Origin of the sequence: Kitasatospora sp. NPDC007106 (assembly GCF_040634455.1) — a bacterium.
GTDB classification, from domain to species: domain Bacteria; phylum Actinomycetota; class Actinomycetes; order Streptomycetales; family Streptomycetaceae; genus Kitasatospora; species Kitasatospora arboriphila.
This window is the reverse complement of sequence record NZ_JBEYFP010000846.1, coordinates 1-2437: the sequence shown is the minus strand read 5'-3', so window position 1 is coordinate 2437 and position 2437 is coordinate 1. Positions and strand designations below refer to the sequence as shown.

The following is a 2437-nucleotide window of genomic DNA, read 5'->3' as shown; positions in this document are numbered from 1 at the left end:
CCCCGCCGTTCTCCTACGCACCGCCGGCCGAATCGCCGGCCGCGGGCCGGGCGGACGGCGAGTTCCGGCCGATCGGCTACTCCGTCGACCTGGCGCGGCTCGTCCTCGCCCGCATCCACGGCGGCGATCACCTCGTCCCGCCGGTCGAGGCGGTGGAGGTCACCTCGACCACCCGCGAGGGCCTGCTCTCCGCGGGCCGGATCGACATCGAGTGCGGATCGACCACGATCACCGAGGCCCGGTCGCAGCGCTACGCGTTCAGCCGGCCCGTCTTCCGCACCTCGCACCGGATCGCCCTGAAGGGCCGCCCGGGCGTACCACTCGCGCCCGGCCTGCGCGTGGTCGGCATCGAGGGCTCGACGAGCCAGGCCGCCCTGGAGGGCCACCCGGACCTCGGCTTCGCGTACACCTTCGTCGGCGTGCCGTCCATCGGCGCGGCACGGGACGCGTTCCTCCACGACGACCGGATCGGCGCCCTCGTGGCGGACGAGGTGATCCTGCGCTCCCTGCTGCGCGGCGGGGCGGCCGCCGCCGGCGTCCACCTGCTGGACGTGCGCCTCGGCGGCGAGGACTACGGCTTCCTGCTGCGCAAGGACGAACCGGAATTCCTCCGCGCGGTCGACACCGCGCTGGAGGAGGTGTTCGCCTCCGACGCCTACCCGGAACTCGTCAGGTCGTGGTTCTGCGCGGAGCTGCCGGGTCTTGGATTCGGCCTGGAAATGGACCCGGAGGACGATTCGTTCGTGTCGGCCGGGAGCCGCCGGAACGCGGACCAGGTTCCCGTTCCCAGCGGCTGACCGCGCACCGGGGAACCGATTTCCTCCGCTCGGCACGACCGGCCCCGAAAGGCGGGGCAATTCATCCGATCGACTAAGAATTACGGGGGTCCGTCATGGTTATCGGAAAGGCGCCGACGGCGAGCACCGTCGACTGCGCCCTGCAGCGCGAGTTCAAGGAGGTCATGGCCTGCGTGGCCACACCCGTGTCGGTCGTGACGGCGATGGCCGGCCCGGACGTGCCCTCCGGCGCGACGGTCAGCGCCTTCACATCGCTGTCGATCGATCCGCCGATGGTGATGGTCGCCCTCGACCACCGGTCGAGGACGCTCGACGCGATCCGTGCCTGCGGCGCCTTCGGCCTCAACATCCTCGGCGCCGAACAGGCCGATGTGGCACTGTCGTTCGCGGCCAAGGGCGGCGCGGACAAGTTCCACGGCGCGGCCTGGGGCATCGACCGGGGGCTGCCGCGGATCGACCGGGCACCGGCCTGGATCGCCTCGACGGTGGCGGACCTGGTCGACGGCGGCGACCACGTCATCGTCCTCGGCCGGGTCCGGGCCGCGGAGGTGACCGGCAGCCAGCCGCCGCTGGTCTACCACCGCCGCAGCTTCGGCACCCACCTGCCCGACCGCGTCCCGCCCCTGCTCGCACCGGCGCCGACGCGCTCCGGCTGACCGCCCGGCCCGCTCGGCCACGGATTTGCCGCGTTCGCCGGAATTACCGCGCCGGCGAACGCGGCAGCCCGGCGACAATCCTTTCGTCTCGTACTGTGAGAAGCCGAACCTATTCCGATGGACAGTCAGCCGACGGCGTGTACGCTGTCCGCCATGGGAAATAGTGTCAGAGTCGGTCTGCTCGGGTGTGGAACTGTTGGGGAGGCATTCGCGGAACTGCTCGTCGAGCGTCGCGGCGCCATCGAGGACGTGACGGGAATTTCCCTGGAACTCGCACGAATCGCAGTCCGCGACCCGGGCAAGCCCCGATCCGCGAAACTCGACTCGGGACTGTTCACGGGGGACCCTTACGACGTCGTCAAGGCCGATGACGTCGACGTCGTGGTCGAGCTGATCGGCGGCACCGCACCGGCCGGCGAGCTGATCCTCGCGGCGCTGAACGCCGGCAAGTCGGTCGTCACCGGCAACAAGGAGCTCGTCGCCAGCTCCGGGCCCGAGCTGTACGCCGCCGCCGACCGCGCGGGCGTCGACTTCTTCTTCGAGGCCGCCGCGGTCGCGGCCGTGCCGATCCTGCGCCCGATCCGGGAGTCGCTGGTCGGCGAGGACGTCACCCGGGTCGCGGGCATCGTCAACGGCACCACCAACTACGTCCTCACCCGGATGACGGCCGACGGCCTCGGCTTCGACGAGGCCCTGGCGAAGGCCCAGGAACTCGGTTACGCCGAGCCGGACTCCACCGCCGACATCACCGGCGCCGACGCGGCCTCCAAGCTCGCCATCCTGTCCTCGCTGGCGTTCAACCGGTCGGTCGCCGCCGACGACGTCGCCCGCGAGGGCATCGTCGGCCTCGACCGCGAGGACTTCGAACTCGCGGCCCAGTTCGGGTACGCGCCCGAGGAGTTCGTGCCCCCGGAGCTGGTCGGACAGCAGGCCGTCGGCGTCCTGCTCACCTACGCGGGCGACCTGGAGAGCGCCCGCCCGGCC

Annotated in this window: 3 protein-coding genes; all 3 read left to right on the top strand. The window is 71.5% G+C overall.

What is annotated here, in order from left to right; translation table 11 throughout:
- Positions 1 to 797: transporter substrate-binding domain-containing protein (locus tag ABZ641_RS33165; RefSeq protein WP_359987894.1), on the top strand; the 797-nt coding region annotated here is incomplete at its 5' end.
- A gap of 95 nt (positions 798 to 892) precedes the next feature.
- Positions 893 to 1453 (top strand): flavin reductase family protein, encoded by a 561-nt coding sequence (locus ABZ641_RS33160; protein ID WP_344626117.1) that lies wholly within the window; start codon positions 893 to 895, stop codon positions 1451 to 1453.
- Between the two features lie 117 nt (positions 1454 to 1570).
- On the top strand, positions 1571 to 2437 hold an 867-nt coding region (locus tag ABZ641_RS33155; protein ID WP_359987891.1), incomplete at its 3' end, for a homoserine dehydrogenase.

Bases quoted from the DNA above. Each gene is read 5' to 3' on its own strand.
- ABZ641_RS33160 (WP_344626117.1), top strand. From the start codon at position 893: ATGGTTATCGGAAAGGCGCCGACGGCGAGCACCGTCGACTGCGCCCTG.